Annotated in this window: 27 protein-coding genes; 16 read left to right on the top strand and 11 right to left on the bottom strand. The window is 64.5% G+C overall.

What is annotated here, in order from left to right; translation table 11 throughout:
* Positions 1-158 precede the first annotated feature (158 nt).
* Positions 159-506: an HPF/RaiA family ribosome-associated protein gene (locus GEV39_RS20440; protein ID WP_009685023.1), complete on the top strand. Its 348-nt coding sequence runs from the start codon at positions 159-161 to the stop codon at positions 504-506.
* Between the two features lie 59 nt (positions 507-565).
* On the opposite strand, the gene GEV39_RS20445 is transcribed toward GEV39_RS20440, so the two are convergent.
* The gene (locus GEV39_RS20445; RefSeq protein ID WP_009685022.1) at positions 566-973 is read right to left on the bottom strand and encodes a response regulator; all 408 of its coding nucleotides are present in this window, start codon (positions 971-973) and stop codon (positions 566-568) included.
* Positions 974-995: 22 nt separating this feature from the next.
* Positions 996-1,166 carry a Flp family type IVb pilin gene (locus tag GEV39_RS20450; protein ID WP_029885790.1) on the bottom strand — a complete coding sequence of 57 codons (171 nt, stop codon included), beginning with the start codon at positions 1,164-1,166 and terminating at the stop codon, positions 996-998.
* 294 nt (positions 1,167-1,460) lie between these two features.
* Between GEV39_RS20450 and cpaB the strand changes: the two genes are divergently transcribed.
* The 8 genes from cpaB to GEV39_RS20490 are packed head-to-tail and all read left to right on the top strand — an operon-like array spanning position 1,461 to position 8,870.
* Positions 1,461-2,414, top strand: a complete 954-nt coding sequence (gene cpaB / locus GEV39_RS20455) for a Flp pilus assembly protein CpaB (RefSeq protein WP_173891023.1) — start codon at positions 1,461-1,463, stop codon at positions 2,412-2,414.
* Positions 2,415-2,432: 18 nt separating this feature from the next.
* Positions 2,433-3,671: a type II and III secretion system protein family protein gene (locus tag GEV39_RS20460; protein WP_173891024.1), complete on the top strand. Its 1,239-nt coding sequence runs from the start codon at positions 2,433-2,435 to the stop codon at positions 3,669-3,671.
* Positions 3,668-4,858, top strand: coding sequence for a CpaE/TadZ family protein (locus GEV39_RS20465; protein WP_173891025.1), 1,191 nt, complete (start codon positions 3,668-3,670; stop codon positions 4,856-4,858). Before GEV39_RS20460 ends, GEV39_RS20465 begins: the two co-directional genes overlap by 4 nt.
* Positions 4,855-6,111: a TadA family conjugal transfer-associated ATPase gene (locus GEV39_RS20470; protein WP_173891026.1), complete on the top strand. Its 1,257-nt coding sequence runs from the start codon at positions 4,855-4,857 to the stop codon at positions 6,109-6,111. The genes GEV39_RS20465 and GEV39_RS20470 overlap by 4 nt, the downstream gene beginning before the upstream one ends.
* Positions 6,108-6,989, top strand: a complete 882-nt coding sequence (locus tag GEV39_RS20475) for a type II secretion system F family protein (RefSeq protein WP_173891027.1) — start codon at positions 6,108-6,110, stop codon at positions 6,987-6,989. Before GEV39_RS20470 ends, GEV39_RS20475 begins: the two co-directional genes overlap by 4 nt.
* A gap of 2 nt (positions 6,990-6,991) precedes the next feature.
* Positions 6,992-7,879 (top strand): type II secretion system F family protein, encoded by an 888-nt coding sequence (locus GEV39_RS20480; protein ID WP_173891028.1) that lies wholly within the window; start codon positions 6,992-6,994, stop codon positions 7,877-7,879.
* Positions 7,880-7,889: 10 nt separating this feature from the next.
* Positions 7,890-8,591, top strand: a complete 702-nt coding sequence (locus tag GEV39_RS20485) for a tetratricopeptide repeat protein (RefSeq protein ID WP_173891029.1) — start codon at positions 7,890-7,892, stop codon at positions 8,589-8,591.
* Between the two features lie 15 nt (positions 8,592-8,606).
* A complete protein-coding gene (locus tag GEV39_RS20490) occupies positions 8,607-8,870 on the top strand; it encodes a DUF3613 domain-containing protein (protein ID WP_009685010.1) in 264 nt (87 codons plus the stop codon).
* A gap of 25 nt (positions 8,871-8,895) precedes the next feature.
* Here GEV39_RS20490 and GEV39_RS20495 read toward each other — a convergent pair whose 3' ends face one another.
* The gene (locus tag GEV39_RS20495) at positions 8,896-9,318 is read right to left on the bottom strand and encodes a prepilin peptidase (protein ID WP_173891030.1); all 423 of its coding nucleotides are present in this window, start codon (positions 9,316-9,318) and stop codon (positions 8,896-8,898) included.
* A gap of 75 nt (positions 9,319-9,393) precedes the next feature.
* On the opposite strand from GEV39_RS20495, the gene GEV39_RS20500 reads away from it, so the two are divergent.
* Both GEV39_RS20500 and GEV39_RS20505 read left to right on the top strand, forming a co-directional pair.
* The gene (locus GEV39_RS20500; protein ID WP_173891031.1) at positions 9,394-9,837 is read left to right on the top strand and encodes a TadE/TadG family type IV pilus assembly protein; all 444 of its coding nucleotides are present in this window, start codon (positions 9,394-9,396) and stop codon (positions 9,835-9,837) included.
* Positions 9,834-12,479: a PAS domain-containing sensor histidine kinase gene (locus GEV39_RS20505; protein WP_173891032.1), complete on the top strand. Its 2,646-nt coding sequence runs from the start codon at positions 9,834-9,836 to the stop codon at positions 12,477-12,479. Before GEV39_RS20500 ends, GEV39_RS20505 begins: the two co-directional genes overlap by 4 nt.
* Here the strand turns inward: GEV39_RS20505 and GEV39_RS20510 are convergent.
* Positions 12,464-14,416 (bottom strand): pilus assembly protein TadG-related protein, encoded by a 1,953-nt coding sequence (locus GEV39_RS20510; protein ID WP_249414292.1) that lies wholly within the window; start codon positions 14,414-14,416, stop codon positions 12,464-12,466. The two genes, GEV39_RS20505 and GEV39_RS20510, sit on opposite strands and share 16 nt — an antisense overlap.
* A gap of 141 nt (positions 14,417-14,557) precedes the next feature.
* Here GEV39_RS20510 and GEV39_RS20515 point away from each other — a divergent pair, with 141 nt between their 5' ends.
* Positions 14,558-14,848: a DUF3509 domain-containing protein gene (locus tag GEV39_RS20515; protein ID WP_173891033.1), complete on the top strand. Its 291-nt coding sequence runs from the start codon at positions 14,558-14,560 to the stop codon at positions 14,846-14,848.
* Between the two features lie 3 nt (positions 14,849-14,851).
* Here GEV39_RS20515 and GEV39_RS20520 read toward each other — a convergent pair whose 3' ends face one another.
* Positions 14,852-15,322, bottom strand: a complete 471-nt coding sequence (locus GEV39_RS20520; RefSeq protein WP_009681701.1) for a phosphate-starvation-inducible protein PsiE — start codon at positions 15,320-15,322, stop codon at positions 14,852-14,854.
* A 587-nt stretch (positions 15,323-15,909) separates the two neighbouring features.
* On the opposite strand from GEV39_RS20520, the gene GEV39_RS20525 reads away from it, so the two are divergent.
* Positions 15,910-16,173, top strand: coding sequence for a DUF3077 domain-containing protein (locus GEV39_RS20525; RefSeq protein WP_009681699.1), 264 nt, complete (start codon positions 15,910-15,912; stop codon positions 16,171-16,173).
* Between the two features lie 426 nt (positions 16,174-16,599).
* Complete coding sequence (locus GEV39_RS20530; RefSeq protein ID WP_029886905.1) at positions 16,600-16,863, top strand: YebG family protein; 264 nt, start codon at positions 16,600-16,602, stop codon at positions 16,861-16,863.
* A 174-nt stretch (positions 16,864-17,037) separates the two neighbouring features.
* Here GEV39_RS20530 and GEV39_RS20535 read toward each other — a convergent pair whose 3' ends face one another.
* Positions 17,038-18,057 carry a Leu/Phe/Val dehydrogenase gene (locus GEV39_RS20535; protein ID WP_173891034.1) on the bottom strand — a complete coding sequence of 340 codons (1,020 nt, stop codon included), beginning with the start codon at positions 18,055-18,057 and terminating at the stop codon, positions 17,038-17,040.
* 123 nt (positions 18,058-18,180) lie between these two features.
* On the opposite strand from GEV39_RS20535, the gene GEV39_RS20540 reads away from it, so the two are divergent.
* The gene (locus GEV39_RS20540; protein ID WP_173891035.1) at positions 18,181-18,987 is read left to right on the top strand and encodes a SirB1 family protein; all 807 of its coding nucleotides are present in this window, start codon (positions 18,181-18,183) and stop codon (positions 18,985-18,987) included.
* Here GEV39_RS20540 and maiA read toward each other — a convergent pair.
* The 3 genes from maiA to hmgA are packed head-to-tail and all read right to left on the bottom strand — an operon-like array spanning position 18,981 to position 22,222.
* Positions 18,981-19,613 carry a maleylacetoacetate isomerase gene (gene maiA, locus GEV39_RS20545; protein ID WP_173891036.1) on the bottom strand — a complete coding sequence of 211 codons (633 nt, stop codon included), beginning with the start codon at positions 19,611-19,613 and terminating at the stop codon, positions 18,981-18,983. The two genes, GEV39_RS20540 and maiA, sit on opposite strands and share 7 nt — an antisense overlap.
* Positions 19,614-19,624: 11 nt before the next feature.
* On the bottom strand, positions 19,625-20,917 hold the full coding sequence (gene fahA, locus GEV39_RS20550; RefSeq protein ID WP_173891037.1) for a fumarylacetoacetase: 1,293 nt from the start codon (positions 20,915-20,917) through the stop codon (positions 19,625-19,627).
* A 3-nt stretch (positions 20,918-20,920) separates the two neighbouring features.
* Positions 20,921-22,222 (bottom strand): homogentisate 1,2-dioxygenase, encoded by a 1,302-nt coding sequence (hmgA, locus tag GEV39_RS20555; RefSeq protein WP_173891038.1) that lies wholly within the window; start codon positions 22,220-22,222, stop codon positions 20,921-20,923.
* Between the two features lie 172 nt (positions 22,223-22,394).
* On the opposite strand from hmgA, the gene GEV39_RS20560 reads away from it, so the two are divergent.
* Entirely contained in the window at positions 22,395-23,177 is a 783-nt protein-coding gene (locus tag GEV39_RS20560; RefSeq protein WP_125855325.1) for an IclR family transcriptional regulator, read from the top strand.
* 695 nt (positions 23,178-23,872) lie between these two features.
* Here GEV39_RS20560 and GEV39_RS20565 read toward each other — a convergent pair.
* Positions 23,873-24,784, bottom strand: coding sequence for an SDR family oxidoreductase (locus tag GEV39_RS20565; protein WP_173891039.1), 912 nt, complete (start codon positions 24,782-24,784; stop codon positions 23,873-23,875).
* 114 nt (positions 24,785-24,898) lie between these two features.
* Positions 24,899-25,804 (bottom strand): alpha/beta fold hydrolase, encoded by a 906-nt coding sequence (locus GEV39_RS20570; protein ID WP_173891040.1) that lies wholly within the window; start codon positions 25,802-25,804, stop codon positions 24,899-24,901.
* Between the last annotated feature and the right edge of the window lie 97 nt (positions 25,805-25,901).

Below are 25,901 nucleotides of genomic sequence, written 5' to 3' on the forward strand. Positions count from 1 at the left end.
GCCGGTGCGCGCAGAGATGCAACAAGAAATTTATTTTCCGAAAGGGCTTGAATTCATCCGGCGGTTGCCTGACCTTAGAGTCAAGAGGCGCAGAATTTCCAACGGTCTCAAGGACCTGGCCGCGCCTCCATGCGAGCAAGCTGAATAAGGATTGAATCATGCAAATCCAGGTCAACAGCAGCAACCATTTCGAAGGCAACGCCCGGCTCGACCAGTGGGTCCGCAGTACACTGGAAAGCTCACTTGAACGTTACGAGGACGACCTCACCCGCATCGAGGTGCACCTGCGCGACGAAAATGGCGCCAAGCCCGGACCGCATGACAAACGCTGCCAGATGGAGGCTCGCCCCAAAGGCCACCAACCGATTTCCGTGACCCACACTGCCGCTTCGCTGGACCAGGCGGTGGATGGTGCCGCCACCAAGCTGAACCACGCGCTGGAGCACTTCTACGGCAAGTTGCGCAGCAAACGCGGCGCCCTGGAACTGAGTGACCCCGACGCCTGATCGCAATAACCGAAACGCCCGGCCAAGTGCCGGGCGTTTTCGTTCCCGCCCGGGTCAATTCAATTGACGACGCGCAAGCGCGACACGGGGAACAGGTTGTCCAGGGTTTCCAGCAAACGGGCCTGGTAGATCGGCTTGCGGAAAAAGTCCAGTACCTGCAATTGCAGCAATTCGCTGACGTCATCCAGGTCGGCCTGTGCCGACATGACGATCACCGGCAAATGCAGGCGGGCGGTATGCTCGCGCAGGCGCTTGATCAAGCCGATGCCACTTTCGCCCGGCATGCGCACATCAGTGATCACCAAGGCTACGTCCGGGTGACAGGTCAGCTGGTGCAAGGCCGCCTTCACCGAGGTGGCGGTCAGGCAGGCGAAGCCTTCGTTTTCGAGCAGCTCCGCCAATTCCAGCAGAACGTCCTGCTCGTCATCCACCAGGAGGATCTGCTGACGCGCGCAAGCGTTCTGCATGCCGCTGGCTCCCTTTCAGGCCTCAAAGCGCATTTTTGATGGTCGTGAATGTTGTGTTCACGGCCGTGGAGATATCCCCGACGAAAGCCGCCAGCACCACTGCAACCATGGTTGCGATGACGGCGTATTCGATACCGGATGCACCGTCCTTGCGATGCAGGAAATTCATGCAGTGCAGAATGAACAGTTTCATGCTTCAGCTCCTTGCGGCATGGATGCCGGCGGCGGTGGTATCAAAATGACACCGATCTGCCATCAAAGAATTGCCAAGCCGGTACGAACTGCAAATGTATTTAAGGGTTAATCAGAAAGTATTAACCCGCATGGGTTAACCAACCGTTATTCGCTAACTCTTTGTTTTTACGCGACCTGCTTAGCCCCCTGAAAAAAACTGCCCAGGCTCATGGCAAATGGCGATGGCTGCGCTAACTTGCTATAGCGAAATAGTGACTTTTCGCCATCATCCAACGCGTGCAGGGAGGCCGAGATGAGCAGCCGCTTGACCCTATTCCTGGCCGCGTTTTTCTTGCTGGCGGCGCTGTTGGCAGGCTACTGGGGCGTGGTGCTCAGCCGTCCGCCGGTCGCCCCCATTGCCCCCGCGCCTACCGTTGCACCGCCGAGCGTGGCCACAGCGCCAGCGCCCAGCGCGCCAGTGGAAGTGCCGCGCACGGCTGTGGTCGTGCTGCGCAAGGCCGTGCCAGCCAATACCCCACTCACTGAAGACGATGTGCTGGTCGAGCGGCTGCAGGTCGCCCCCGCCGGTGCTTATCAACAGGTCGCTCAGGTGGTCGGCCGCAGCAGCGCCCGGCCCCTGGCGGCAGGCACCTGGCTGGAAGAAGCCAGCTTTCAGGCCGGCGGGCCGCTGGCACGGATGATCCGCGCACACGAGCGGGCGGTGGCACTGGGCGTGGATGAAGTGGTCGGTGCCGCTGGCCAACTGCGCCCGGGTGACTACGTTGACGTGCTGCTGTTCCTGCGCGAAGAGCCCAACAACCCGCAAGCCTCGGCCCAGGTGGTACTGCCGGCCCTGCGTGTGCTGAGCGTCGGCGAGCAAACGGGGTTGGCCAACGATGGCCGCCCGGCGCAGAGCCCCGAAGAGCAAAAGGCCCGCCGCGATCAGAGCGGCCTGGGCAACGGCGCAGGCACCCGCACGGTGGCAGTGGCCGTGCCCGAAGCCATGGCCAGCCGCTTGATGCTGGCCGCCCAGGCCGGCACCTTGCGCCTGGCGGTGCGCAGCGCCGATGAACAGCGCCTGGCGCGCTACTGGAGCGAGGCCGATGCGATACCGCAGGTGGAGGCCGCCAACCGCGCGCTCTACCGCTTTAGCCAGCTGTCCCAGGCGCCGGTGGCCAGTGTGGCGAGCCCGGCACCCAGCCACGCCGCGCCCGCCATGCACATCATCCGTGGCGCCACGGCTGAAGCAAACGCCAAGACCCCCTGAACCGGCAAGGATGCAGTGATGCGAAGTTCCTTCTTCAGACAAGCATGTTGGACCGGGCTGCTGGCCGCGCTGTTGCCCCAGGCGCAGGCGGCACCCAAAGGCTGCGAAGCGTTCGGCCAACTGCCTGCGATCATCGAGATCGACCAGGGCCTGCAGCAGGAGCTGCGCTTGCCGGTGGCGATCGAGCGGGTTGCGGTCGGCGAGCCGAAGGTGGCCGATGTCCAGGCCAGCGGTGAGCGCGGTGTGGTGATTACCGCAGTGGGCCAGGGCAATACCAGCCTGATGATGTGGACAGCCTGCGCGCCGTCACCGCACAGGGCGATGGTGTTCGTCCGCGGGCGGGCCAGCGCCGATATGGCCCAGGACAGCTTCCTGCCGTCGCAGGACACGCAACTGCCCAGCCAGGTGCAAGCCGATATCCGGTTTGTCGAAGTACGCCGCAGCAAATATAAGGAGGCAGGAGCACGGCTGTTTTTCAAGGGTTCGAACAATAGCCTGATTGGCTCGCCAGGTACCGTGCCCAATACCAGCGTAACGCCCGGTTCTGTTCCTGTCGTGAATCCCGCGATCCCCCTTGATGACACCGTTTTCAACATCGTTTGGGGCGGTGGCAGCAGCCGCTTCCTGGCCATGATCAATGCCTTGGAGAACAGCGGTTTCGCCTACACCCTGGCGCGCCCGAGCCTGACCGTGCTCAGTGGCCAGACAGCCAGCTTCCTGGCCGGTGGCGAAATTCCGATCCCGGTGCCCAGTGCCGGCAGTGACAACGTCTCGATCGAGTACAAGGAGTTCGGCGTGCGCCTGGCACTGACCCCGACGGTCATCAGCCAAGGCCGGATCACCCTCAAGGTTGCCCCCGAAGTCAGCGAGCTGGACTACAGCAACGTGGTGACCATCGCCGGTACTCAGGTCCCGGGGCTGACGGTACGGCGCACCGACACCAGCATCGCCCTGGCCGATGGCGAAAGCTTCATCATCAGCGGCCTGGTCAGCAACAACACCCGTTCAGCGGTAGACCGGCTACCCGGCCTGGGCAGCCTGCCGATACTGGGGGCGTTCTTCCGCAATTCGACCATGCGCCGCGACGAAACCGAACTGCTGATGATCGTCACCCCGCACCTGGTGCAACCGTTGGCGGTCAATGCAAAGCTGCCGCCCTTGCCGGGCGAGCACCTGCGTAACTACGACCCCAGCTGGGGCCGCCTGTTCTTCCTGGAGAACGGCAACTTCGATGGCAAGGGCGGGCTGTCGCAATGAACGAGAGCCTGAACCCGACCTTCCTCGCCATCACCCGCACCGAAGAGGACCTGCACTGGCTGCAGGGCGCCTTGGCACCGCAAGGCCAGGTGATCGGCGCCAACGGTGGCAGCCTCGACGAGCTGCTGGCCCTGGTCAATGCCACCTTCAGCAACCTGATGTTCATCGGCCTGGACCGCGAGCAACTGATCAACCAGTGCGCCTTGATCGAGGGCGTGCTGGAGGCCAAGCCAATGCTGGCGATCGTCGCCCTCGGCGATGGCCTGGATAACCAGCTGGTGCTGCATGCCATGCGCGCTGGCGCCCGCGACTTCGTCGCCTATGGCTCGCGCGCCAGCGAAGTGGCCGGGCTGGTGCGGCGCCTGGGCAAACGCATGCCAGCGGTGGCCAGCAACCCCAGCCTGGGCGGGCTGACGGTGCTGTTCGGGGTGCAAAGCGGTGCCGACGGCGCCTTGCTCACCACCCACCTTGCCCGTGTGGTGCAGCAGAGCGGCCAGCAAACCCTGCTGCTGGACCTAGGCCTGCCGCGTGGCGACAGCCTGGCGCTGCTGGGCTTGGAGGCGTCGTTCTACTTCAGTGACGCCCTGCGCCACCTGCGCCGCCTCGACACCACACTGATCGACAGCGCATTTACCCGCGACAACACAGGCCTGCGCCTGCTGACCTATGCCGAAACCGACGAGCCGCTGCAACACACCAGCGCTGCCGAGTTGTACATGCTGCTCAGCGCCCTGCGCCAGCACTTCCAGCACATTATCGTCAACCTCGCCGGGCATGCCGACAGCGAAGCCCTGCGCACGTTGGTCAGCCACTGCGACAAACTGATCATCTACACCGACCAGAACATTCTTGAGTGCCGGCGCAACCTGGAGGTGCTCGACCTGTGGCGTGATCACGGCATCAAGCTGGAACACGCCAGCCTGTTGGTGGACCGCTACCTGAGCAAGGTTGCCCCCGACGCCGACACCTTGGCCAAACGCTACGCGCTGCCTTTGCTCAGGGCCCTACCCTACAGCCCTGAAGTGCGCCTGAACGTGAAAAACCAGGGCCTGAGCCTGTTCGAACTGGCCCCCCGTGAGCCGCTTACGCAAGCCTTGCGCAGCCTGGGCGAACGCCTGGCCCGGCGCTCGGAAAACCTCGCACCGCCGGCCGTCACCTGGCTGCGCCGGCTTTGGGGCAGCAAATGAACAACGATCAACCGTTTGGTGGCCCGCAACCGACCGCGGGCGACCCCTACGCGCTCAAGCGCGCACTGCACCGCTTTGCCATCGATGCCATCGAGGACAGCGGCCGCAACCTGCTGGAAGGCGCACGGCCGGCGCTGACCCAGTTCGTGCTGGAGCAGGTTGGTGACTACGTTGCGCGCCTGCGCCTGGCGCTGTCGCGGTATGAAATGGAGCGGCTGGCCGAAGAGCTGGTGGACGAGTTGACCGGCTTCGGCCCGCTGGAAGTATTGCTGCGTGACCCCAGCGTCACCGAAATTCTGGTCAATGGCCCCCATCGGGTGTTCGTCGAGCGGGCCGGCCTGTTGCAGCAGACCGACCTGCGGTTCATCGACGCCCACCATGTAGAGCGGGTGATGCAACGCATCCTCGCCCCGCTCGGGCGACGCCTGGACGAGTCCTCGCCCATGGTCGACGCACGCATGCCCGACGGCAGTAGGGTCAATGCCATCATTCCGCCCGTGGCGCTGGACGGCCCGTGCCTGTCGATCCGCAAATTCCGCCAGGACATGCTCAAGAGTGCCGACCTGCTGGCCACCCGTGCTATCGACCAGCCTATCTTCGACTTTTTCGAACGCGCCGTGGGCAAGCGCTGCAACATTCTGGTCAGCGGCGGCACCGGCACCGGCAAGACCACCCTGCTGAACATCCTCAGCCAGATGATCGCCCCTCGCGAGCGCCTGGTCACCATCGAAGACGTTGCCGAACTGCAACTGCACCACCCCCATGTGGTGCGCCTGGAAACCCGCCCGCCCAATGCCGAAGGGCACGGTGAGATCAAGGCCAGCGAGCTGATCCGCAACGCCCTGCGCATGCGCCCGGACCGCATTATCCTCGGCGAAATCCGCGGCAGCGAAGTGCTCGATGTGCTGACCGCAATGAACACGGGCCATGATGGCTCGATGAGTACCGTGCACGCCAACAGCGCACCGGACGCACTCTTGCGCCTGGAGACACTGGTCGGCCTGAGTGGCCGGCAAGTTGCCGAAAAGACCTTGCGGCAAATGGTCTGTGCAGCGCTGGACGTGGTGATCCAGCTGACCCGCCTGCCCGATGGCCGACGCTGCGTCAGCGAAGTGCTGGAGGTGGTGGGCGTGCGCGATGAGGTGTACGTCACCAACACCTTGTTCCGCCTGGACCGCCGGGGCGGTGACAGCTTCCTGCGCGAGGCGCTCCACCCGGCCGGCAGCAAGCTCAAGGCAGAGGGCCTGCTGTGACCGGCCCGCTGCTGCTGGCGCTGTGCCCGCTGTTGCTGGGCCTGGCCCTGCTGCTGTTGCGCCGCGGCCTGTACAAGCGGCACGAAGAGCGCATCCTGCAACGCCTTGGGCGCGCGTTCAGCATTGTGCGCAACGGTGCGGCACGGCGCAGTTGGCTCGACCCGCTGCTACAACGCGCCGGTTTGACGACTGTCGAGCTGCACCCCCAGCGCTGGCTGCTGGCCTGGCTGGGGCTGGTGCTGTTGGCGCTGGTCGCGCTTGGCTGGGTCGCTGCGCTGATGCTGCTGACCGGCCTGCCGGCCATTGCCTACCTGCTCATCAGCTGGCAGAGCCGCCGGCACATGCGGCACGTCGTCGAGCAACTGCCCGGCCTGCTGGACTACAGCGTGCGCAGCCTCAAGGCCGGGCGCACGCTCAATGACGCGGTACTGGGCGCTATCGACAGCAGCCGCGAGCCACTGCGCACTACGCTGGCGAGGGTCCGGCGCAATGTGCAACTGGGCGTGCCGCTGGAGGACGCCATGACCGAACTGGCCGAGTTGCACCAGCAAGACGAATTGCGGCTGTTCGCCCTGGGCTTGCGCATCAACCAGCGCCATGGCGGCAACGCCAGCGAACTGATGGAGAACCTCATCAAGCTGATCCGCGAGCGCGAGCAAGGGGCCCGCCAGCTCAAGGCCATGACCGGCGAAACGCGCATCACGGCCATCATTCTCGGGGCGTTGCCACTGGCGATGGTCGGTTACTTCCTGATGGCCAACCCCCACTACCTGCTGGCCATGTGGCGTGACAGCAGCGGCCAACTGATGCTGTTGCTGGCCTTCGCCTTGCAGGTACTCGGCTGCCTGGTGTTGTGGCGCATGATGAGGAGCTTGTGAACATGGCCATGCTGATCTGCGCCCTGTGCCTGCTGATCGCCGCCGGCCTGTTTGCCCAGCAGGCCATTCGCCAATGGCGGGCCCGGGTGCTGGTGGGGCGAAGGCTACAGGGGCGCCTGGCCCGTGCCGAGCGCCTGGAGGGCTGGCTGCACTGGCTGGGGAGTAGCCCCTGGGGGCAGCGGCTACAGAAGTTCGACGGTGAAAGCCAGGCCCTGCTCGAGCGCATCGGCTGGCGTCGCAGCCGCCAGCGCGCGCTGTTCGCCGCCGTGCAACTGGGCCTGCCACTGCTGGCGGTGGTGCTGACCCTGCTGTTGCAGCAAGGCTTCAAAGGCGCTGCCGCCGCCCATTGGGTGGTCTGGCCATTGTGTGCCCTGGGCGCCGGTTACCTGCTGCCTAAGCGCCTGCTGGCCCTGGCTGCTGCCCGGCGCCAACAGCGCATTGCCGCAGAGGTAGGCCTGATGATCCCCATGCTGCGAATTCTGTTCGAAACCGGGCTGGCGGTTGAACAGGCACTGCGCCTGCTGAGCCAGGAAGGGCGAACGCTGGTCCCGAACATCAGCGAAGAACTGCGCCAGGTATTGCAGCGGGTGGATTCGGGGCTGGGGCTGGGCCCGGAGCTGGAGAAGGCCGCCCAGGTGCTGGCGGTGGACGAATTCACCGACACGTGCGTGATCCTGCGCCAGTTGCTGGCCCAGGGCAGCGGCGCAATGAAGTCGTTGCTGGCCCTGAAAGCCTTGCTCGATGACCGCCGCCTGACCCGCCTGCAAGAACGGGTGTCGATGATGTCGGCAAAAATGTCGGCGGTAATGATGGTATTCCTGTTCCCGGCCCTGCTGATCGTGCTTGCCGGGCCAGGCTTCTCTGCATTGGCGCGGGCGTTGAGCCCCTGAGGAAAGCTGGATGAAGACAGTCGTGTTGTGCGCATGCCTGGTGTTGCTGAGCGGCTGCGCTGGGCAACAGCCGCAAGACCTGCGCTCGTTGTTCACTGCCTCCGGCTGCGGCAAGCCGGACGCCGACCAGCAACTGGCCCTGAACCTGGCGGACGAAATGCTCAATGACGGCCGCCCGCATGCCAGCCTTGCGCACCTGCAGCAACTGCCGGACGACCTCGACCAGGTGCGCCTGCGCAAGGCCAAAGTGTCCCGGCTGCTTGGCCTTGGCGAGGCCGAACCCTTGTACCGCAGCCTGCTGGGCGGCTGCCTGGCTGCCGAAGGCGAGCATGGCCTGGGCCAACTGGCCGCGGCACGTGGCGACGACATCCAGGCCTTGCAGAACCTGCAGCGTGCTGTACGCCTGGCGCCTACCGATGAACGCGTACGCAATGACCTGGGCGTGGTCCTGATGAACCTGGGGCGCTATGAGCAGGCTCGTTTCGAGTTGCTGACGGCCATCGAGCTGAAAGACGACAACCCCCTGCCTGCGGTCAACCTGGTGACCTTGGCGCTGCTCCAGGACAACTGGCAGCAGGCGACCGACCTGGTCGGCCGCTTGCAGCTTGAGCCCCGGCAGTTTGCCGCGGCCAAGGCGCGGGCCGGGCAGATCAAGGCCGGTGGCCGAGGCCCGGTCGCCTCGGCCCAGGCATCGCAGCCGATGGTCAATTGAAACTGGGAGGTGAACATGATCAGGTACATGATGGTGCTGGCCTGCTGCATGGGTAGCGCGGCGCTGCACGCCGAGCAATACCCGCGCCCGAGCCCTCAGGATGAAACGGCCACCGAGCGGCTGCTGCGCGTGCAGTCCAGCGGCGCACAGGCCTCGCGCCACCTGCAGGTACAAACGGCACGGGAACGCGACCAGTCCATGCAGCGCTGGCTGGATACCTACAAGTACGAGATCCCCGACTTCTACCGCTGGACCAAGATGACCGAGCGCAACAATTAGCGGGGGCTTGCCGTGCCGTCAACGCTCAGCCCAGGCAGGCCAGTGAGACGGCAAAGCCTGCCAGCAGACAGGGCGCGAACGGCCTTTTTTGCCGCGGCTGTCGCGCACCTCGGCGAACCAGTTGCCAGGCCACCAGCACCACCCCCGCAGCAATGAAAGTGACCAGCACGTGAGCAACGCTGCTGGCCAGCGCCAACGCACCGAGCAGCTTGACGTCACCGGCCCCGAACTGCCCCAGCGCGTAGCCCGGCAGCGTGAGCAGCAGCACGATGAACAACGCCAGCGCCGCATCACTGCCCTGGGCACCGAGCCAACTGCACCCTGTGGCCAGCAACCAGGCCAGCGCAAGGGTTGCGGCACCCAGCGTCAGTACATTGGCTATCTGCCGTTCGCGGGCATCCTGCCCGGCGCACAACGCTAGCCAGACCAGCAATGCAAAGCTGTGCATGGGCAATTGGCCATCCCTGTTCGTCGATCGGTTCTATGCTGTTGTTCAGGACACATGGTCAGGGTAGACGCAATCATGAAAGCAGGCCCGGCAAAACGGCAGCACGGTGCAGCAGCCATCGAGTTCGCGGCGGTGTTCATGATCTTCTTCGCCGTGTTCTACGGCCTTGTCAGCTATTCCCTGCCCATGCTCATGCTGCAATCGTTCAACCAGGCCAGCGCCGAGGCGGTGCGCCGCTGCGTGGCACTGGACCCGGACAGCCCCAGCTACACCCGCGATGTGCAGAACCTGGCCCGCCAGGTCATCAGCCAGCAGTTGCAGTGGCTGCCGGCTGCCTTCGACTTCCAGCCGGCCAGCGACGCACAGGTTACCTTGGGCGCCGATAAGCTGCTGACAGTAGCCATCGATTATCCCAAGGCAAAACTCACCTATGTGCTGCCTATGCTGGTGCTGCCGTTGATTGGCGAGGTACCGCGCCTACCCGACCGGCTGCGTGCCGAAGCGAGCCTGCAACTGTGAACGGCCTGTTCGAGCGCTGGCTCGGCGGCCAGGCTCCGCTGCCGGTTGAACAGCACCCTCCAGCCACCGGGTTGCAATTGTGGCTGGATGATCAAGGCCACGTGCTGCGCCTGGCCGGGCCGCTGCGCACGCTGCTGCCGGCAAGCCCGCACCACGCCGCGCGGGTGCATGACTACCTGCAACGGCATAGCTGGCTGGTACTCGAAGGCGCCCCGGCGGACTGGCAGGGGCAGCCGCTGGACCTGGACTTCGTGACCGTGCACGGCACTGCTCTGCATACGCGCGGCTGGCTCCTGCGCCAGGCTGACGGGTGGCTGCTGCAGGTGTTCGATATCGGCGACCTGCTGGGTGAGCGCGAAAAACACGCCCATGACCTGGCGCAGCACCATCTGGCCTTGGCGCTTGGCCGCGCCATGCGTGACTGCGACGAACAGCACCTGCTGCCGACCACAACCGCTCAACTGCAACACCTGGCCGAGCACTGGCAGGCGGGGGCCCTGCGCCTGCTGCTGCCAGGTGACGGCGGCTGGTACAGCTACGCCAGCAGCGATGCCGTTTGGCCTTGGGCCGACGACGAGCGCCTGCGTGCCTGGCTGCATACGTTGCCAGCCGCCGCTCGGCAGCTGGCGGCCGAGCACCCGCTGCTGCAGTCGTCGGCTGCCGGCCTGCCGCTGGTCGCCCTGCCCTACCAGCACGGCCACTGTGTTCAGGCCTGGTTACTGTGTGCCGGGGCACCCAGGCCACCCACAACCCAAGCGCAGGCTACCCTGCTGCCCGCGCTGGTCGAACCGCTGCTCAGCCGCCTGCGCCAGCTGCAGCTGCAGCAGCGCGCCTGCCACCTGGATGAACTGCAACAGCAACTGGGCGCTGGCTGGTGGTCATGGCCCTTGCAGGGGCCACTGGCATTCGACCCGGCCCTGGCATCACGCCTGGGGCTGCCGCGCGATGCCACCTGCGAACAATGGTTCGGCCGATTGCACCCGGCCGACCGCGAAGCTGCACGCATGGCGCTGGCGCAACTGCGCGACGGCATCGCCTTGAACCTGAACCTGCGCCTGTTGCCCGCCGACGACCTGGCAGCCCCACGCTGGCTGCAGTGGGTCGGCCAGCTGCGCGGCCGCCAGGTTCAGGGCTTCGTGCTCGATATCAGCGCCTTGAAAGCCCAGGAGCTACAGGCCGGGGCGGCCCGCGCCCGGCTGGAAAACCTGATCGCCAGCTCGCCAGCGGTGATCTATATCCAGCGCTACGCCGACGGGGCGCTGCACAGTGACTTTTTCAGCGCCAGCCTGGCCCCGCTACTGGGCTGGCCCAAAGACGGTGAATTGGCCCAACAGCCCGGCCAGGCGGTGCACCCGGACGACCGTACGCTATGGCTGGAACGTACGCGCACGCTACTGCGCGACGGCCAGGTTCGCAGCCGCTACCGCTTGCGTGATGAGCGCGGCGGCTATCACTGGATACTGGACGAGGCCCGCCTGCTACGTGACGACCTGGGGCAACCGGTCGAGGTCGTGGGGCTGTGGCTGGATGTAAGCGAGGCCACCGAGGCTGCCGAACGGGTGCGCCAGAGCGAGGAGCGCTACCGGGCGCTGGTGGAAGACTCGCCCGCGCTGATCTGCCGGTACACGCCTGCGCTGCAATTGCTGTTCGGCAATCGGCCTCTGGCCGAGCTGCTGGAGTGCCCGCCACAGCAACTCGGCGAAATGAACCTGGGCCAGTGGATGAGCGATAGCCAACGCACGGCCTTCGTGCAGCGCCTCGCCACGCTGAGCCCGCAGCAGCCGTTGAGCAGTGCCGAGGTCTGCCTGCAATTACCGGGGCGCCGCAACGCCTGGTGGGTGTGGGCCGAGCGTGGCCTGTTCGATGAGCACGGGCAACTGGTGGAGATCCAGGCAGTTGCCCGCGACAACACGGCAGTGCGCCATAGCCAGCAGCAACTGCTGCAGGCAGCCAAGATGGCCACCTTGGGCGAACTGGCAACGGGGCTGGTGCATGAGATCAACCAGCCGTTGACCACCATGCGCCTGGCGGTGGTCAACGGGCTGAAACGCCTGGAAAGCGGTGCCGCCGATGTTCCGTACCTCACAGGCAAGCTGCAGCGCATCGACAACCAGCTGGAGCGCGCCATTCGCCTGGTCGAGCATCTGCGCACCCATGGGCGGCGGTCCGAGGTCGAACAGCAGGTGTTCGCCGCCTGGGTGGCGGTGCTCGGTGCGCAGGGGCTGCTGGCCGAGGGTTTGTGCGGCAAAGGCGTAACGCTGGCCATCGAGGCACCCGAGCGGTGCCCGCGCGTGCTTGGCCATCAGGACCAGCTTGAGCAGGTGCTGATCAACCTGGTGGTCAATGCGCGGGACGCTTTGCTGGAACGGCGTGTTGCCCACCCACACATCCGCGTAGGCCAGCGCATCGAGCACGGGCAGTTGTGCCTGCTGGTGGAAGATAACGCCGGCGGTATCGACCCGCGCCTGCTCGAGCGCATTTTCGAGCCGTTCTTCACCACCAAGCCAGCAGGGGTCGGCACCGGGCTCGGTTTGTCGGTGAGCCACGGCATCGTCGATGCCATGGGCGGCAGGCTGGCGGTGCACAACCGCAACGAAGGCGCCTGCTTTGAAGTGTGGTTGCCGATCTACAAAGCCAACTGAGCGCGGTTGGCACAGGTGAGGTTGGCGCCGACCTCGGCGTTGACCAGGTCGATGCCAAGGGCCTTGAGCAGCACGTTGAGCAGCGGGTCGAGCAACGGGCTGAGCAGGTTCCTGATCAAGGGCTCGACGATACCTTTGACCGTGCCGAGCACGTTGCCAACCAGCACCAGCACATCGCCAAGGCCGCTGTTCACGGTGGGTTTGTAGGCTTCCAGCTGTATGCCCTGCAAGGTCTCGGCCAGGCTGCCGACGACCGTGCTGTTGGCGGTTTGCATGCTCTGGTAGGCAGGGCTGAGGCCGATGTTGGGCGGCACGCTGTCGGGCGCCTGGAACACCAGTGGGCGCTCGACGGCCCCGCTGCCCAAGATCTTGCTGTTGACCCGCACGCCCAGCCCGCCAGCGGCGAAAGGAACACGCGCCTGGCAAGTGCCAATGCCCAGCAACTGGGTACACCGCTTGGTGCCGATGTCCACCAACGGCAATGCTTTGACCACCGTGGTGCCGCTGATGAAGAACGCATTGCTGGACTCGAAACGCCCCACCGCAACCTTGGCCGCCGAGCTTTGCGCCTGCGTGACAAGGCGCTTGGGTGAACAACTGAAGGTGCCTGGCGCTTGCGGGTCGAGGCGCGTGGTCGCTTCCGCCACCTCAAGGCCGATATCCAGCGACAGCTTGTCTGGGACCAGGATGATATCGGTGACAGTGCACGGCACGCCGACCAGGCACAGTACCGATTGCAAGGTACTGGCGAGGTTCAGGCTCAGCAGGTTGTTGAGCACATTGGTGATCGGCCCGACCAGGTCGAGTACCGCGTTGAGCAAGCCGAACACCGAGTCGAGCAGCGGCAGGTCGAGCGAAATCATCGCCCGCACCTGCGCGGTATGTACCCGCAATTCATCGGTGCGCGGGTCACCCACCGCAGAAATCTGCTGCGGCTCGATCACTTTAAGGCGGACACGGCCATTGACCAGCCCCAGCACGCTGACCGGCAAGTCCACCGTTGCCGCACTTTCACTGACCGCCAGCTGGATAACGCCCTGCACCAGTTGCAGCAACTGGATGCTGGCATCCAGCCCGGCCTGCGTGGTGCCGTTCTGGATATCGAGCAAATCGCCCAGCTGCAGCAAGGTGCTGTTGCTGGCGCCCAGTGCCAGCTTACCCAGGTTGGTCACGACGTTGGCGGCCGCGCCGCTCTGCTGCAGTACTTTCACCGCCGCCTGCAGCAGTTGCGTAGCGGTAGCATCGGCGCTGAGCAGTTGCCGATAGTCACCGGCCTTGAGGTTGAGGTCGATGGCCAGTTGGTCCAGGTAGCGCAGCACGTTGAGCTGGGTGCTGGCAATGCCTTGCCAACCGGCCACATCAAGCTGCACGTTACCGCCCAAGGCACCAAGCAGGGCATTGAGCAACACCGACTGTCGCGAATCGACGGTGGCCAGGGTGGTTCGGATACTCAGCATGGCCTGCGGTGGAACAGGCGACGAAGCTACCGCATGGGCGTGCAAGGTGGTGGTCAGCGGCACCCCTGTGCCCTGTGCCAGGCTATACACCCCCGCCGCGACGCTGGTGGGGACCGTGTTGCTCACATCCACCCGGATCGCCTCGGTGCGGTTGTTGTCCGTGGTGAAGGTGCGCAGGCTGTTGGCGCCGGTCTGCAAGTAGCCGCAGCTGGCCGCCAGCGGGTTGCCGGGCGCATGGCCGTTGCGGGTGGCGGCCGCCCGGGCGACCACGGTGGCCTGCGGCCCGCTGCCGGTGCAAACGGCATACTGGCCGGCCGCCTCCAGCGCGGCCATGTCGGCAATGCGTTGCAGCTTGCGCTGCTCCAGGTACAACCGGCCGCTGTCGATCACCAGCAGCATGAACAACAGCGCCAGGCCCAGCGTAACCACGGCCATGAGGCCGATTGCGCCACGCTGGCGGGCAGCGGATGAGGGAAGCACGGGCACTCCTTTGCCGGCCATTGGCCATGCGTCGCGGCTGCGATGCAAGGAGTGTAGTTGCGCTAATGGCCAATTGCCCTACTTGAACGAACCGGGTGCGGGCCGGTCAATTTCTGCAGTCCATCTTTGCAGGCTTCAGGCATGAACAATCCATTCGAGCAGATCAGCGCCGCCTTCGCCCCCGAATACCGGGTCAACCTGAGCATTGCCAACCTTGACGGCAGCATCATGCTGACCCTTTCCGATGACGCTGGCGTGGTTGCCAAGCGCCTGATCACCCGAGCCCAGCGCAACGAACCGGTGCGCCTGCAGCGGGTGATCGACAGCATACGCCTGGGCCTGGCCATCGAGCTGGGCCAGAACCCCTTGCAGGTGCTGGCCGCGCTGACCCGCGACGCCCGTCACGAGCCCCGTGCGTTCTTGGCCAATTGAGGGCTACTTGCCCTCTTCCACCTGCTTGCCGTTGGCATCCAGCACCTTGGTCGAGGGGTAGCGATACGAGGCGTAGCGCACTACCAGGATCGAGAACGCCAGCAGCAGAATGCCCCCGCACAGGTACAGCAGCCCCTCATCCGGCGCCTTGTGGTGCGAAACATCGCCGATCAGCAGGCGGGTGAGCGCGGTGATTGCCACGTACAAGAGGAAGCGGATGGGCATATGGTTGGTCTTGAAGTAGATCCCGACCATGGCCCCCAGCTCCAGGTAGATGAACAGCAGCAGGATGTCATCGACGCTGATCCCGCCCTTGCCGAGCATGTCCAGGAAGGTGACCACCGCCGCATAGGCGGTGATGGCGCCGATGCCGAACAGGGCAAGGTAATGGAAGGCTTCGACGCACAGGTTGCCCAGCGAGTCGGCCGAGCCGTGCAGGCCCTTGCGCAGTTTTTCTGCCCATTTGATGTTCACGATGTTTCATTCCCCACTACGACTTTCAAGGATGATGCGCCACGGGTGTGACGTTTCTGCCATGCAGTTAAAGGGCCAGGCCCCTGCCATGGGAAGGCGGCCGATTGCCGCAAGGCACTTTGTGGCATGGCGCGCTGCAGAAAATGAAATGGCATTGCGCCAGCGAAAAATCAGATTTAAGCCCTTCCTTGTAGGGCATTTCCCAAAGATACTCTTGCCGTTTGTTTTCCGTTGCGGCCGTTTTGGCAGCGCTCTAATGTCGGTGGGTCGCTGCATATCAGCGATCGGCTTTGACAGGCCGCGACGAGATACTTCGCATAGCTTGGTCCATTATGGTGGCTGTGCATGGGGCACGTTCGCGTGCGCCGGTTCTGGTATCCGCCGGTCTGTCAACCTATGCACAGCTGCCACCCACGTGTTTGACAGCAAGTGGGGAGCGGCCCAAGAAATGGATACCAAAGCATGCTGAAACTTATCCCCGACCCACCCCATCCTCTCGAAGAAACCCTTCGCGCAGCAACTGTGGAAGCTGGCTTGCCAGCGATGCGGCCAGACCAGGCATCAAAGGCACATCAGGGGACTGACCAATGACCACAGAAGACACCCAGTTCACCGTCGGCAAGACCACTTTCTACCAGGGCGAAAACGGCACCCACCCGCTATTCCGCATCGAGCCCGGTATCCCGTGCAGGGATGCCCGCGAACAGTCTTCGGAGTTGATGGGGTATGTGCGCGAATTGACCATCACCGGGTTGATGGATGGGAAGCCGATGATGATATGGGCTGCGCATTACTTGAGTGCGATGGCCAAGGCGCTGATGGATGATGCCGAGCTGGGGATGAAGCAGTGAGGGTTTGGCTCTAGGTTGCAGGAGGGCTGGCAGGGGTTCGCCGCAGCCTTTTCAGCGCCTGGGAGATCGAGCGCCGCCCGCGCGGCGCTTCGCGGGTAAACCCGCTCCTACGCTTGTTTCGGGCCAGTATTGCCTGTGCCGGACGCGCGCGACCGCCTTGTCTGTACGACGCGATATCGTGGGGGGCGCCAGGGCGTTCGCGCGCAAATCCCACAGGCATAACTGGCCCGAAACAGATGTAGGAGCGGCCTTGCGTCGCGATGCGCCGCGCGGGCGGCGCTCAATCTCACAGGCGATAAAGATGTTGTGCCGGACGCCCCCGCAAAACACCCCACTACAATTTCTGCTTGCGAACCAACCAACATTGCCATTACTGTATATAGATACAGTAAATTGCAAACCAGCAAAAAGGCACAGAGGTGATGAATGGCCGTCGAAGTGGTGTACCGCAGCAGCCGCGACCCGGAGCGCTTGTTCATGGATAAGGCAGAAGCCGACCGTCACGACAAAATGCTCGAACTGGCAGAGCGCCTGGCTGAAGTGCTGCACAAGGCAGTGCCTTCGCTGACCGAGCAGCAGGTTGAAGAAGCCGGTATCTACATGGCCAAGAACCGCGATGTGTTCGCCCGGGCGTTCAAAAGCCAGCCGGATGCGTTGGCCGAGTTGCTCGACGGGCAACCAGCCGAGTGATTACCTGCACCGGCCTCATCGCTGGCAAGCCAGCTCCCACAGGTACCGCAAATCTTGAAGGTTGTGAGAAATCTGTGGGGACTTCCACAGGTACGCAAAAGTCTTGAAGGTTATGGGATATCTGTGGGAGCTGGCTTGCCAGCGATGAGGCCGGTGCATACCACATAAACCCCGTCAGCCATACAACAACCGCTCCGCCAACATCTGCGCCACCCGCGCCGGCGAGCGTTTCTCCGCTTGGGCATGGCCGAACACTTCGGTCAGGCGCGATGGTATGCGTGCCAGGTGCGAGGTGATGGTGCCCAGGTCTTCGCCACGGTGGGTGAGCGCCACGTAAATCAAGCCACCGGCATTGATCACGTAATCGGGCGCATACAGTATCCCGCGGGTCTCCAGCTGGTCAGCCACCTGCAAGGTAGTCAGCTGGTTGTTCGCCGCCCCCGCCACTGCCGCGCAGCGCAGTTGCATCACGCTCTGCCCGTTCAGCACCGGCCCCACACCGCACGGGGCAAAGATGTCGCAGGGGGTGCTGATCAACGCATCATGGGTAACCGGGTGGGCATCGAGCTGCTCCACAGCCAGCCGTACCCGCCCTGTGTCCAGGTCGCTCACCAACAGTTCCGCCCCCGCCGCATGCAGTTGTTCGGCCAGGGCGTAGCCAACATTACCCAGCCCTTGCACCGCTACGCGCAGGCCTTCGAGGTTGTAGCTGCCCAAGCGGGCATAGGACGTGGCGCGGATGCCGGCGAATACCCCCATCGCCGCATGCGGTGAGGGATCGCCCGAGGCCGTGGTACTGGTCACATGCGGCGTGCTCTGGGCGATGCAGTCCATGTCCAGGGTCGAGGTGCCACTGTCTACGGCAATGATGAAACGCCCTTGCAAGGTATCGACGAAGCGGCCGAAGGCCTCGAACAAAGCTGCGCGGTTTTCCACATGCGGGTTGCGCAAGATCACCGCCTTGCCGCCCCCCAAAGGCAAGCCCGCCAATGCCGCTTTGTAGCTCATGCCCTGGGCCAGGCGGATGGCGTCGGCCATGGCGCTTTCGTCATCGGCGTACGGCAGGTAGCGGCAGCCACCCAGCGCCGGCCCCAACTGCTGGCTGTGGATCGCCACCACCGCTTTCAGGCCCGTGGGCGGGTCGGTGAACAAGTGCAATGACTGGGTACGGGTGCTTTGCATCAGCGCGAACATCGACAGGCTCCCCAACAGGTGCTGCACCCAGTATAAGCCCGGCCTCATGTTCGCAGCCGCCGCCAGACCACTGGACGAAACCCGGCACCGCAGCTAATACTCAAGCGAGTGTGGAGAAGCCCCATGAACCCACGTCAAGCCTGCCTGGCCTGCCTGGAACGCGAGCCCGTCGCCCTGCTGGAAGCTGCATTGTGGGTTGCCGCCGAGCACGACCGTAACGTCGCGCCTGCCGCCAGCCTTGCCATCGTGCACGACCTGCAGCACGCAATCAGTGCCCACCTGCCCATGCTACCGTTGAGTGAACTGGCACAGCCTCTGCTGCGCCAACTCAATGCACTGGGGTTTGTGCAAGACGAATACCTGCCGTTGCGGCCACATGCCGCCATGCTGGACAAGGTGCTGCAACGCCGCCGAGGCCAACCGCTGGCCCTGGCCATCCTCGCCCTCGAGCTGGCCAGGCGTTTGTGCATACCGCTGGAGGGCGTGGGTTTTCCCGGGCACTTCCTGTTGCGCGTGCCGGGTGCCGACCACCTGCTCGACCCCTGTGGCGGCAGGCGCCTGTACCCTAGCGACTGTCGCGATCTGCTGGCACGCCAGTTTGGCCCCGACCTGCCGCTGACGGCAGAGCATCTGCGCACCGCCAGCGCGCAGCAGATGTTGCAACGCCTGTCGCGCAACCTGCGCCAACTGCATATCAGCAACGACAACCACCTGGCGGCGTTGATCGACGCCGAACGGGTCATGCAATTAGGGCCGGTGCAGGTCGCCGACTACATGACCCGCGCCTCGCTTTACCAACACCTGGACTGCCCCCAAGCCGAACGCTACGACCTGGAGCATGCCCTGCTGCTGACGGAAGACCCGGTCCAGCGCCTGGAGCTGTGCGAGCGGATCGGCAAGCTTCCGGCGGCAAACCGCTCACTTCACTGAGCCGGGGTGTCTGGCTGCCGGGCCGGGTGGGCCTGGGCGAATGCCGGGTGCGCGGCGGCCAGTGCGGCAACCCGTTGAATGCGCGGGTAGCCGCCAAGGTCGACAGCGAAGCGCTCAGCCGCGTACAACTGCGGAATCAGGTACACATCGGCCAGCCCCGGCGTATCGCCAAAACAGAACCCTTCATCGCCAATCAACTGTTCCACGGCCGCCAGCCCCTGGCTGATCCAGTGTGTAATCCAGGCGTTCACCTGGCCCTCGTCCTGACCGGCCTGGCGCAGCTGGTTCAGCACGCTGACATTGTGCAGCGGGTGAATGTCGCAACCAATGATCGCCGCCACACCGCGCACCTTGGCCCGCCGCTCGGCATCGGCCGGCAGCAGGGCGGGCTGTGGGTACACCTCTTCCAGGTACTCGATGATCGCCGGCGACTGCACCAGCACTTGACCGCCGTCACTGCGCAAGGCTGGCACGCGGCCCTGCAGGTTGACGGCCCTATAGCTGGCGCCACGCTGTTCACCTTGCAGCAGGTTCACCGGCAAGGCCTGGTAGGCCAGGCCCTTGAGTGCCAGCGCGATGCGCACCCGGTACGACGAGGTGGAACGGTAATAGGTGTACAGCTCCATGCCCTGCCCCCTCAGTTGGCCGCCACGACCGTGCCACGGCATTCGCCGAAGCCGATGCTGGCCACGCCGTCACGCTGGCAGCGGGCGCGCAGGATGATCTCGTCACCGTCTTCGAGGAACTTGCGCACCTCGCCACTGGCCAGCTCCACCGGCAGTTTGCCGCCTTCGGTGATTTCCAGCAGGCTGCCGTACGAGCCAGGGGTGGCACCGGAGAGGGTGCCCGAACCGAACAGGTCGCCCGGCTGCAACTGGCAGCCGTTGACGCTGTGGTGGGCAACCAGTTGGGCCACGGTCCAGTACATGCTGCGGGTGTTGCTCAAGGTCAGGCGGTGCGGGGCAAGGCCCTGCTCACGCATGCGCGCGGTCAGCAACAGCACTTCCAGCTCGATATCGAACGCGCCCGCAGCCTGGTCGCGCTCGTCCAGCAGGTACGGCAGCGGCTGCGGGTCGCCTTGCGGCCGGGCCGGCTGGGCGCAGCGGAACGGCGCCAGCGCCTCGGCGGTGACCACCCACGGCGAAATACTGGTAATGAAGCTTTTCGACAAGAACGGCCCCAGCGGCTGGTATTCCCAGGCCTGGATGTCGCGCGCCGACCAGTCGTTGAGCAGGCACAGGCCGGCCACGTGTTCGGCAGCATCACCTACCGCAATCGCTTCACCCATGGCGTTGCCCTGGCCGACCCAGATACCCAGTTCCAGTTCGTAGTCCAGGCGCGCACAGGGGCCAAAGCTTGGCTCGGTGTGCCCGGCCGGCAGGGTCTGGCCCCTTGGCCGGCGCACCTCGGTACCCGAGGGGCGGATGGTCGAGGCACGGCCGTGATAACCGATCGGCACGTACTTGTAGTTGGGCAGCAACGGGTTATCGGGGCGGAACAGCTTGCCGACGTTCTTGGCGTGCTCGATACCCACGTAGAAGTCGGTGTAGTCACCGATCTGCGCCGGTACGTGCAACTGGCAGTCGCCGGCGTTGAGCAGGGCCGGCTTCAGCGCCGCCTGGTGTTCGCTGTGTTCACCCAGCAATGCCTGCAAGCGTTCGCGCAGGGCTACCCGCGCGCTGCGCCCCAATGCGAAGAATGCGTTCAGTGCCCCACCCCGGGTCGCCTCGACGGCAGCCTTGGCTTCGCCGTCGAACAGGCCGGCGGCCAGCACCGCCTCCAGGTCGAGGATTGCGTCGCCAATGGCCACGCCACAGCGCCTGGCTTCACCTGGCCGGCTGAAGATGCCCATTGGCAGGTTCTGCAGCGGGAAGTCGCTGTGCCCGTTGGCGTGCTCGACCCAGCTACGGGCAATGGCAGTGTGGTTCATGGGTTATCTCCGGTTCGGGTTGAAGGTGCTCGGCAAGGTGGCCCAGCAACTATCGTAGTCGGCCTGCAATTGCGGACATTGCAGCGCTTGCACGCTCGGGCGCAGCACCTGGCTGGTCTCGAACATGAACGCCATGGTGTTGTCGACCTTGTGCGGGGCCAACTCGGCGGCAATGGCTTTTTCGCAGGTTTCGGCATCGGGCCCATGGGCGCTCATCACTCCGTGCAACGACGCCCCACCCGGCAGGAAGCCCTCGGCCTTGGCATCGTAGGCACCCTGGATCAGGCCCATGAACTCGTTCATCAGGTTGCGGTGGAACCACGGTGGGCGGAAGGTGTTCTCGGCCACCATCCAGCGCGGCGGGAAGATCACGAAGTCCATGTTGGCCAGGCCATGCACGCTGGTCGGCGACGTCAGCACGGTGAAGATCGACGGGTCTGGGTGGTCGAAACTGACCGTACCCAACGTGTTGAAGCGGCGCAGGTCGTACTTGTAGGGCACGTTGCTGCCATGCCAGGCAACCACGTCCAGCGGCGAATGCTGCAGTTCGCAGGCCCAGTGTTCACCCAGAAACTTCTGCACCAGCTGCTGCGGGCCGGTGGTTTCCTCGTAGTGCGCCACCGGGGTGAGGAAATCCCGCGGGTTGGCCAGGCCATTGCTGCCGATCGGGCCCAGGTCCGGGAGGCGCAAGGGGGCGCCGTGGTTTTCGGCGATGTAGCCGCGAGCCTGGCCGTCGAGCAACTCGACACGGAACTTCATGCCACGCGGGATCACCGCAATCTCCAGCGGCTCGACCTGCAACACGCCCAGCTCGGTGGCAATGCGCAGGCGCCCCTGTTCCGGCACCAGCAACAGTTCGCCGTCGGCGTTGAAGAACACCCGCTCCATGGAGCGGTTTGCGCGGTAGATGTAGATACTTACGCCGCACGGTTTGTCTGCCGCGGCGTTGGCCACCATCGGCAGCCAACCTTCGATGAAGTCGGTGGGTTCGGCGGGAATCGGCTGGGGGCTCCAGCGCAGGCGATTGGGGTTGATGCCCCCCAGCGGGCCCTGCAGCGGTTGGCGCGCCAGGCGCTCGAAACGTGGGTGCAAGGCAGACGGGCGAATACGGTACAACCAAGTCCGCCGCAGCTCGCTGCGGGCCATGGTGAACGCGGTGCCGGACAGCAGTTCGGCGTACAGCCCGTAGGGCGCCTGCTGCGGCGAGTTCTGCCCGACCGGCAAGGCACCGGGCAGGGCTTCGCTGGCAAACTCGTTGCCGAAGCCGCTGAGGTAGTGAAGGTCGGGTGATGGATCGCGATTCATCGATGCCTCCGGGCTCTGGCCGAGCCGTTGCGGGCAGTTGGCTGCAGGCCCTGGGTGGGCGGCAGCGGGTCTGCATTGTTTTTATCGTAATCAGATTACGAATAACGTAATTTGCCCCGCGCATGGCGTCAAGCTATAAAGGCCCGACTGAAGAATCCGGAAGCAGCTGTCCATGGCCAAAGCCAGTACCACCGCCGACAACGGCAAGCAGAAAGTCCGCTCTGCGGAGGTCGGCACCGACATCCTCAAGGCCTTGGCTGAGTTGTCCCCTTCCACCTCGTTGTCACGCCTGGCCGAGCATGTGCAGATGCCGGCGAGCAAAGTGCACCGCTACCTGCAGGCATTGATCGCCAGCGGGTTTGCCGAACAGGATGCTGCCACCAACCATTACGGCCTGGGGCGTGAGGCATTGCGGGTGGGGCTGGCGGCGCTGGGCAGCATCGATGTGCTGAAAATTGCTGCACTGCCCCTGTCGCAACTGCGCGACGAACTGAACGAAAGCTGCTTCATCGCCGTATGGGGTAACCAGGGCGCGACCGTGGTCAGCATCGAGCCCGCGGTGCGGGCGGTGACCGTGGTGACGCAGATCGGTTCGGTGCTGCCGCTGCTCAGCTCATCGACCGGGTTGGTGTTCGCTGCCTACCTGCCCGAGCGGGAAACGGTGGACCTGCGTGACCGTGAACTGGCCGCCCTGCAGCACTCTGCCGACGATTATCAAGCGCTACTGGCCGGCATACGCGAACGTGGCCTGCACCATGTACACGGCTTGTTGATGCCGGGCGTGGATGCATTGTCGGCCCCGGTATTCAATGCCATGGGGCAGGTTGCGGCGGTGATGACCGTGGTCGGGCCAACATCCATCTTCCATGCCGACGAGCATGGCCCGGCGGCACAGCGGTTGCTGGCGGCAACGCGGGAAACCAGCTGGCGAATGGGCTACTCGCCCGCGGCCTGAACAGCTGCGCAACTGTTGCCCGAAACGTAAAGGTGAATGTCACAGGCGGCTATTTTTCCTACGGGATCAAGCGCTTATTCTTAACTCACTGGCCGGCATGAAGGGCTCTCCCCCCCGCCTTTCAGGCCTGCGAGGTGCACTGACGTAGATTTTGAAGCTCCTTGATCTAACGTCTCGATTGGCCGCTGCGGCTTGCAGCGGCTTTTTTTTGCGCTGAATAATGACGCCCGCGGACACCGGCAAAGCCTCAAGGCCACGCGACACCTGTAGGAGCGGGTTCACCCGCGAATACGGTGGTACCGGCGACGCACAGTGCCTGGCAGAAACTGGCCCGCAGGCCCGGCCCTTTCGCGGGTAAACCCGCTCCTACAACGGGCGGGGGTGGCCGGCAGCCCTGCGGGGCCGGGCCGGCATCATTGATCGATGTAGGAACGGGTTCACCCGCGAGTACGGTGGTGCCGGCAATGCACAATGCCTGGCAGAAACTGGCCCGCAGGCCTGGCCCTTTCGCGGGTGAACCCGCTCCTACAACGGGCGGGGGTGGCCGGTAGCCCTGCGGGGCCGGGCCGGCATCATCGATCGATGTAGGAGCGGGTTCACCCGCGAATACGATGGTGCCGGCAATGCACAATGCCTGGCAGAAACTGGCCCGCAGGCCCGCCCCTTTCGCGGGTAAACCCGCTTCTACAATGGCCTTACAACGGGTATTTCTGCAGGTTGGCCATCATCTGCTGCAGTGCCTGCAAGCTGTCCTGCGGGTGCACTGCCCCTTCGAAATCACCAATGTGCCCCCACTGCTGCGCGACCTGCTCGGGGGTGAAGCCTTCGCGCGGGTCGAAACCCACCCCCAGGCTACGCTCCCAGCGCACCTTGCCGATCCAGCCCCCGCCCACCTCGAACAGCTCGCCGCTGCCCTGGCACTGCTCGCTGCCCAGGTACACCACCAAGGGGCTGACCAACTCCGGCTTGAGCCGTTCGAACACCTGCGGGGGAATCAGCCCTTCGGTCATGCGCGTACCGCCGGTTGGGGCAATGGCGTTGACCAGGATGCCGTGCTTGCGCCCTTCGATGGCCAAGGTACGGGTAAGCCCGTACAGGCCCAGTTTGGCCATGCCGTAATTGGCCTGGCCAAAATTACCGTAGATGCCAGAGGTGGATGCCGTGAATATCACCCGCCCCCAGTTCTGCTCACGCAGGTGTGGCCAGGCCGCGCGGGTAACTTTGTAGGCGCCTTCGACATGCACTTGGTAAACCTGCTCCCAGTCGCTGTCGTCCATCTTGTGGAAGGTCTTGTCACGCAGGATGCCGGCGTTGTTCACCACGACATCGACGCGCCCATAGCTATCCAGCGCCTGCTCGACAATGCGGGCCCCCTGGGTGACCGAGTCATGGTTGGCAACCGCGCTGCCCCCGGCGGCGCGAATCTCCTGCACCACCCGATCAGCAGCGCTGGCGCTGGCGCCCTCCCCGTGGGTGGAAACGCCGAGGTCGTTGACCACCACCTTGGCCCCGCGCGCGGCGAACAGCAGCGCGTGGGCACGGCCCAGGCCGCCACCGGCGCCGGTAACGATCACCACACGATCTTGCAGAAGAACAGGCTCGCTCATGCCAAGGGCTCCAGGCAGGTTCAGGTGAGCCGAGTGTCTGCCGCCGGCGGCAAGCAGACAATCAAGCTCACGCAGGCTGAATGCCTGGTAATAACGCCGGGCCATGAGGCCCGCTCAGGACCACGCCACTTTCGCCTTGCAAAAGCTCAGCGGTTGCTCACGAAAGGCCAGGTAATGCCGCAGCACCTGCACCGGCGCCTCGGTGTGCGGGTAGTGGCCTATACCCTGCAGTTGCACGGTGTCTGGCTGTGGCACCAGTTGCCGGTAACGCTCAAGCATGTGCGCGCCGGACAATGGGTCGACCATGCCGTTGATCAGCCGCAGGGGCACACCTGGGCACTGCATGGCCGTAACCCAGCGCTCACGGTGCAGGCGGCGCTCCAGCAGGTAGCCCACCAGTTTATGCAGCACGCGCGTACCGCGGTTGGCGGCGATCAGGCTCCAGAAATCGTCCAGGGCACTCTCGCTCGGGTGGGTGCAGGGGCCATAGACCTGGGTCATGTTGCGCACCAGGTCGTCACGCCCGAAGGAGCGGCCCACCAGCCAGCCGAAGCGGCTCAGTAGCAACTTCTGGATCAGCAGCAGGTGGCAGCTTTCGGCGAACAGGCCACTGTTGAGAAACACGCAGCTGGCTACCTCGGCGCGCTGCTCATGGTGCCGCGCCAGCAGTTCCTGAGCGACGCTGCCGCCATAGTCGTGAGCCAGCAGATGCACCGGTTGGTCCACCTGCAGGTGGGCGAGCAGCGCCTGCTGCAGGTCGGCTTGTTCGATCAGGCTGTAGGCGTGGTCGACCGGTTTGGCCGAATCGCCAAAGCCGAGCATGTCGCAGGCAATCACCCGAAAGCGCTGCGTCAAAGGCCCCCACAGGTAATGCCAGTCCCAACTGGCGGTGGGGAAGCCGTGTAAAAGAAGCAGGGGCTCTCCTTGCCCTGCGGTCCAGTAGCGGATGCTCTGGCCCCGGAATGTGAAGCTCTGACCCCGGGTACGCCAGACGCACAATGGAATTTCGGCCAAAGGCATCAGAGGTAACCCGGTTAAGTGATGTGGACTGGATAGGGCAAGGCTGCGGTCATTGCATGTCACCTCGGCACTTTCATGTGCTCTCTATGTCGAGGGT

Source organism: Pseudomonas sp. NY5710 (assembly GCF_013305665.1).
GTDB classification, from domain to species: Bacteria; Pseudomonadota; Gammaproteobacteria; order Pseudomonadales; family Pseudomonadaceae; genus Aquipseudomonas; species Aquipseudomonas juntendi.

Bases quoted from the DNA above. Each gene is read 5' to 3' on its own strand.
- GEV39_RS20440 (WP_009685023.1), top strand. From the start codon at position 159: ATGCAAATCCAGGTCAACAGCAGCAACCATTTCGAAGGCAACGCCCGG.
- GEV39_RS20445 (WP_009685022.1), bottom strand. From the start codon at position 973: ATGCAGAACGCTTGCGCGCGTCAGCAGATCCTCCTGGTGGATGACGAG.
- GEV39_RS20450 (WP_029885790.1), bottom strand. From the start codon at position 1,166: ATGAAACTGTTCATTCTGCACTGCATGAATTTCCTGCATCGCAAGGAC.
- cpaB (WP_173891023.1), top strand. From the start codon at position 1,461: ATGAGCAGCCGCTTGACCCTATTCCTGGCCGCGTTTTTCTTGCTGGCG.
- GEV39_RS20460 (WP_173891024.1), top strand. From the start codon at position 2,433: ATGCGAAGTTCCTTCTTCAGACAAGCATGTTGGACCGGGCTGCTGGCC.
- GEV39_RS20465 (WP_173891025.1), top strand. From the start codon at position 3,668: ATGAACGAGAGCCTGAACCCGACCTTCCTCGCCATCACCCGCACCGAA.
- GEV39_RS20470 (WP_173891026.1), top strand. From the start codon at position 4,855: ATGAACAACGATCAACCGTTTGGTGGCCCGCAACCGACCGCGGGCGAC.
- GEV39_RS20480 (WP_173891028.1), top strand. From the start codon at position 6,992: ATGGCCATGCTGATCTGCGCCCTGTGCCTGCTGATCGCCGCCGGCCTG.
- GEV39_RS20485 (WP_173891029.1), top strand. From the start codon at position 7,890: ATGAAGACAGTCGTGTTGTGCGCATGCCTGGTGTTGCTGAGCGGCTGC.
- GEV39_RS20490 (WP_009685010.1), top strand. From the start codon at position 8,607: ATGATCAGGTACATGATGGTGCTGGCCTGCTGCATGGGTAGCGCGGCG.
- GEV39_RS20495 (WP_173891030.1), bottom strand. From the start codon at position 9,318: ATGCACAGCTTTGCATTGCTGGTCTGGCTAGCGTTGTGCGCCGGGCAG.
- GEV39_RS20500 (WP_173891031.1), top strand. From the start codon at position 9,394: ATGAAAGCAGGCCCGGCAAAACGGCAGCACGGTGCAGCAGCCATCGAG.
- GEV39_RS20515 (WP_173891033.1), top strand. From the start codon at position 14,558: ATGAACAATCCATTCGAGCAGATCAGCGCCGCCTTCGCCCCCGAATAC.
- GEV39_RS20525 (WP_009681699.1), top strand. From the start codon at position 15,910: ATGACCACAGAAGACACCCAGTTCACCGTCGGCAAGACCACTTTCTAC.
- GEV39_RS20530 (WP_029886905.1), top strand. From the start codon at position 16,600: ATGGCCGTCGAAGTGGTGTACCGCAGCAGCCGCGACCCGGAGCGCTTG.
- GEV39_RS20535 (WP_173891034.1), bottom strand. From the start codon at position 18,057: ATGTTCGCGCTGATGCAAAGCACCCGTACCCAGTCATTGCACTTGTTC.
- GEV39_RS20540 (WP_173891035.1), top strand. From the start codon at position 18,181: ATGAACCCACGTCAAGCCTGCCTGGCCTGCCTGGAACGCGAGCCCGTC.
- maiA (WP_173891036.1), bottom strand. From the start codon at position 19,613: ATGGAGCTGTACACCTATTACCGTTCCACCTCGTCGTACCGGGTGCGC.
- fahA (WP_173891037.1), bottom strand. From the start codon at position 20,917: ATGAACCACACTGCCATTGCCCGTAGCTGGGTCGAGCACGCCAACGGG.
- hmgA (WP_173891038.1), bottom strand. From the start codon at position 22,222: ATGAATCGCGATCCATCACCCGACCTTCACTACCTCAGCGGCTTCGGC.
- GEV39_RS20560 (WP_125855325.1), top strand. From the start codon at position 22,395: ATGGCCAAAGCCAGTACCACCGCCGACAACGGCAAGCAGAAAGTCCGC.
- GEV39_RS20565 (WP_173891039.1), bottom strand. From the start codon at position 24,784: ATGAGCGAGCCTGTTCTTCTGCAAGATCGTGTGGTGATCGTTACCGGC.
- GEV39_RS20570 (WP_173891040.1), bottom strand. From the start codon at position 25,804: ATGCCTTTGGCCGAAATTCCATTGTGCGTCTGGCGTACCCGGGGTCAG.